The organism is Lysobacter enzymogenes (genome assembly GCF_017168095.1).
GTDB lineage: Bacteria > Pseudomonadota > Gammaproteobacteria > Xanthomonadales > Xanthomonadaceae > Lysobacter > Lysobacter enzymogenes_D.
In genome coordinates, this window is sequence record NZ_LXSD01000042.1 from 1 (window position 1) to 4,184 (window position 4,184).

Annotated in this window: 5 protein-coding genes; all 5 read right to left on the reverse strand. The window is 68.0% G+C overall.

Going from position 1 to position 4,184, the window contains the following annotated elements; translation table 11 throughout:
• On the reverse strand, positions 1–566 hold a 566-nt coding region (locus A7A76_RS01255), incomplete at its 3' end, for a protein-disulfide reductase DsbD domain-containing protein (RefSeq protein ID WP_206409489.1).
• Entirely contained in the window at positions 563–895 is a 333-nt protein-coding gene (cutA, locus tag A7A76_RS01260; RefSeq protein ID WP_206409490.1) for a divalent-cation tolerance protein CutA, read from the reverse strand. The genes cutA and A7A76_RS01255, both read right to left, overlap by 4 nt.
• A gap of 190 nt (positions 896–1,085) precedes the next feature.
• Entirely contained in the window at positions 1,086–2,498 is a 1,413-nt protein-coding gene (locus tag A7A76_RS01265; RefSeq protein ID WP_206409491.1) for a hypothetical protein, read from the reverse strand.
• A 33-nt stretch (positions 2,499–2,531) separates the two neighbouring features.
• Positions 2,532–3,248, reverse strand: a complete 717-nt coding sequence (locus A7A76_RS01270; protein ID WP_206409492.1) for a hypothetical protein — start codon at positions 3,246–3,248, stop codon at positions 2,532–2,534.
• A gap of 328 nt (positions 3,249–3,576) precedes the next feature.
• The coding region (locus A7A76_RS01275) for an SH3 domain-containing protein (protein WP_206409493.1) at positions 3,577–4,184 on the reverse strand (608 nt) is incomplete at its 5' end.

Below are 4,184 nucleotides of genomic sequence, written 5' to 3' on the forward strand. Positions count from 1 at the left end.
CGCGCGCCGAAGCTGGCCAGCGGCGCGGCCGCGGCCGGCGCCGGATCCATCGCCGGCGCGGCGTTGGCGCCGAGGCTCGAGTTCAATCCGCCGCCGCCGGCCGGCGCGGCCAGCGCGACATCGAGCGTGCGCGTCTGCGGCGGATAGCACACGCCGGCGTCGGCGCAGCCCTGGTACTTGATCGTGAGCCGGGTGCGCGCGGCCCGGGCCTGGCCGGGCAGGGTCGCCGCCACGTCCTGGTGGTAGGTCTCCACGTCGCCGAAGAACTGGTCGCGGTAGGCCTTGCCCTTGGGCAGTTGCAGCGCCTGCGCGGCGAAGCCGGCGTCGCTCTTGACCGAGATGCGGTGGCGGTAGAGGTAATAGCCCTTGGCCACCTTCCATGAGATCGCGATGCGGTCCGGCGCCGGCGACTGCGCGCTGACGGCGAAGGCCTCGTCGACCGGCAGCAGATCCTTTTCGTCCACCGCCAGCGCGGGCGCGGCGGCGGCCAGGGCGAGCGCGGTCAAGACCAGGGCGGCGCCGGCGCGCAACGGGCGCCGGCCGCGGAACGCGGAGAGAAAGGTCATCGGTCGGGAGTCTGTTCGTTTACCCATCGCAGATACGGCTCGGAGACGTCGCGCGGTTCGACCACGATCATCTCCGGCAGTTCATACGGGTGCAGTTGCGCCAATCGCGCCATCGTCGCGTCGTGAACCGTGACGCGGGTCTTGATCAGCAGTTGGATTTCGGTCGCGCGTTCGATCCGTCCCTGCCAGCGGTAGACCGAAGTCGCGCCGGGAATCTGGGTGACGCAGGCGGCCAGGCCTTCTTCGACCAGGGCCTGGGCGATGGCGTCGGCGCTGGCCGGGTCGGGGCAGGTGGTCAGCAACAGCAGGGGCGGGGTGTCGGCACGCATGGCCCCAGTGTAAGCGGCCGGCGTCCCCGCCATGGCGCCGCTGCGGCGATCGGCGGCGGGGCGCTGTGGGGCCGGGCGCGCTCAATGCCGGCCGGCATGGCGCCGGGGCGGCGCGAGCGCGCCGGCTTTGCCGTTCCTGTGCTTTGGCTAGCGGTAGCCGAAGCCCGTCGTTCGCGGACGAAGAGGGGCGTCATTGCCGTGGCGTGGGGTTGCCGAGGCCGGGCTGCGGGGCCTCGAGTTGCGGGACCTGTTGTTGCTGAGCCTGATGGTTCAGCTGTTCCACCCGATCGAGACTGCGCTCGGCGGGGATCTGTGCGGCAACGCAGGCATCGATGCCGACGTGATGGTGCGGCCCTTGCGTGCCGTGCGGGGACGAGTAGCCGAAGACATGGACGTTGCCCGAGGCATCCGCAGCGCCGACCACCGCGCCGGTGAGTTGATTGCCTAGGATCGGGTCGGCCTTCGCCGCGGCCAGGCCGGCGGCAGCGAGGTTGCGGGTTTCGGCTTGGCTCCAGCGGCCTTCGGCCTGGACGGCGCGGTGGAACATCTCGAAGGTGGCGTGGTCGGGGTGGCCAGGGCAGTCTGCGCGCAAGGCGCGGGGTTCAGGCGCTACATCGGGAGTGAGGGGCGAGGATTCGGTCTTGGTGTTGTGCAGGGTCTTCCACTCCATGCCCCCTTTGCTCGTGTCGATGAAGCTGAAGATCTTTCCGGGGCCGCCGAGGTTCAGGCCGTTGCGTTCGATCAATGCGGGGTCGAGCTTCAGGCGTTCCAGGTCGAGCGACACTTGCGCGGGGTTTTCCCAGCCCCTGAGCATGTTCGATGCGGAGGTGACGGCACGGGACGCGTAGTAGTTCTGATAGTCCGAACCGCCTGCGCGGCCCAGGTCGGCCGCTTTCGCAGACAAGTCGAAATGACACAGGGCCACGGCTTCGCGGTTAGGGTTCGGATTGTGCTTGTCCGCTACGAGCGGGATGCTGCCCGCATAGATAAGCCCGTCGTCGCTCATGCGGATGTCGCGGGCGAAGGCCGGGGCGCCGCCGTTGCCGGGGTTGATGCAGTGAGTGGTGGCGTCCGCGCGCGCAAGAAAATCCTTGCGGTCGAACGCGCCGCCGTTTTGTTCGCGCACCCGGCTGGCGAGCGCGTTCATGCCGCCGATCTCGGCCAGCGCTTCGCCTTCGCGCGCGGCCAGCAGGTAACGCTCGAATGGGGCGGTCAGGTCGACATGTCCGCCGGTCCCTGCGGCGCGAATAGCGCCGGCTGTTTCGACGTCAAGCCTTCTGAGCGCCCGCTCGAGGTGGTCACTGAAATAGGCGTGGCTGGCTTCGTGCCCCAGCGTCGCGGTGATGTTGTCGATGCGCGCAACAGCGTTCTTCTCTGTTAATAGATTCCCGCTGATGAAGATGGTTCTTTCCGTGACGTCGTAGTGTCCTCTTTGGTGGGGGACGGTCGCGATCTCAATATGGTCGACGCGCTTCTTTCGAGCTGAGTCCATCAGGGTCGAAGACAAGTAAGGAGAACTTTCGATTGCGGCCTGCACGTCGGCTCTGGCGGCTGGCGGAAGGCCGTTTAATATCGCAGCGAGTTCAGGGGGCAGATCGCGCATCGCAGTTCTCCTTGTCCCGTTGCTTCCAGGGCATCACTGCGGCTGAGATGGAGGTCTAGCCGATACGGTGAGGTCGCTTAGGCACCGTGTGCCCTCCAAAGGACCACGCAGCATTCGGTAGTCGCCCACGCGCACGGTGAATTCCGCCTTGGGGGCGGTTCGTACAAGTTCGAAAGAATGGATTGGGAAATTGGAAAATTCTCCCGTCTTCGCGTAGCCCGCGGCCCGAAGCTGAGCGAGGATCCCAGCGATGTCCACGAAGCATGGAGAATCGACCCATAGGCCAGGGTCGATGGCACCGCCCGGGTAGAAAAAAACCTGCAGAGGCGCTTGTGGTGGTGCATCGGGCTCGCTTTGCCAAGCCCATACGTCGAACACCCAGCCGTTGGACAGCCTCCCGACGCCCTCCAGACTGAGCGGCTGCTTCACTCTCGGCCGCAACTTCAGACCGAACGCTTTCGCCACCGATCGCGGTTGCACGTCGTCGAAGCCGTCCAACGTCACCAGCAAGTTCACCACCCGTCGCTCGAGCTCCTGCACGTCGTAACCGACCGGTTGCTGGCCCTTGGCCGCAGCGTCGACGGACGTGGCGATGGCGCGCGAACTCTCGGGCGCGGGATTCGCCGGTTCGGCGATGGGTTGGGCACAGGCGGTCAGCCCGGCCAAGGTCAATGTCAGCAACGGCCGCAGTGCGCGCGTTCGGATTCGGGCCGAATCCGCCTGCGTCGGGGCGATGGGTTTGTGTGTCACGTGCGCTCCTTCCCTTCGCCTGCGCGATTGCCTGAGCCGCGACTGCCGCCAACGATGCGCAGCCCGGCTTGCGGCATCAAGCGTGTTTCTGCCGACTCTATCAAGCCGATAACGCGATCTGAGGCGCGGATCGAAACGTCCGTTGCAGGTGCGTGCCTGCTGGACACACGAGGTGCGCCGCGTATCTAGTGGGCGGTAGTCCTCTCAAGACGGGCGAGCCTGCGGGAAGGCCTTCAGGCCCGATGCTTTCCGATCCCGGGCGGTGCGGCGACCGGCGTCAAGCGCATCGGGCCTGAAGGCCCTGCCGCAGCGAAAGGAATTCCGGGCCTCACCCGCCGTCGCAACTGGTTTCCTGCAGCGCGCAGATCCGGTCGACCCAGGCGCGGAAGCGGCCGCCGGCGAGGCCGGCCTTGGCGGCGGGTTTCACCTCCAGCCCGGCGTCGCCGTCGCGCTCGATCGGAGCGTATTCGACCAGCGCCCAGCGTCCGGAACAGCCCGCCAGACGGCCCGACGCGAGGAACGCATCGCTGTCGAACACGACCCCGTCGCGGCCGATCAACACCGCCGGCGCCTTCGCGTCCGGACGCTGCCGGCCGACCGCGGCCTGCGACTTGACCGCGAGCTTGCGTCCGCTGACCCAGCCCGTGCCCTTGAACATCGGCCGCTGCGGGCCCTCGATCAAGGCGTCGTTGTCCTGCGCGCCTTCGATCTTGAACCAGCCATCGCGCCCGGCGACCACGCGCACTCCGACCATCGCCTGGATCGGCGGATCGTCATGGCTGCGCCGGATCGGCGGCAGCGTGCCCAGCACCGCGTGGGCGGTGCCCGGCCCGGCGCGCACGTTGAGGCCGGCCGGATCGGTTTCGGCGACGAACGCGCCGAACGCGCAGGCGGTTTCGCCGGCCGGCGGCGCGGCGACGGCGTCGGGCTGCGCGG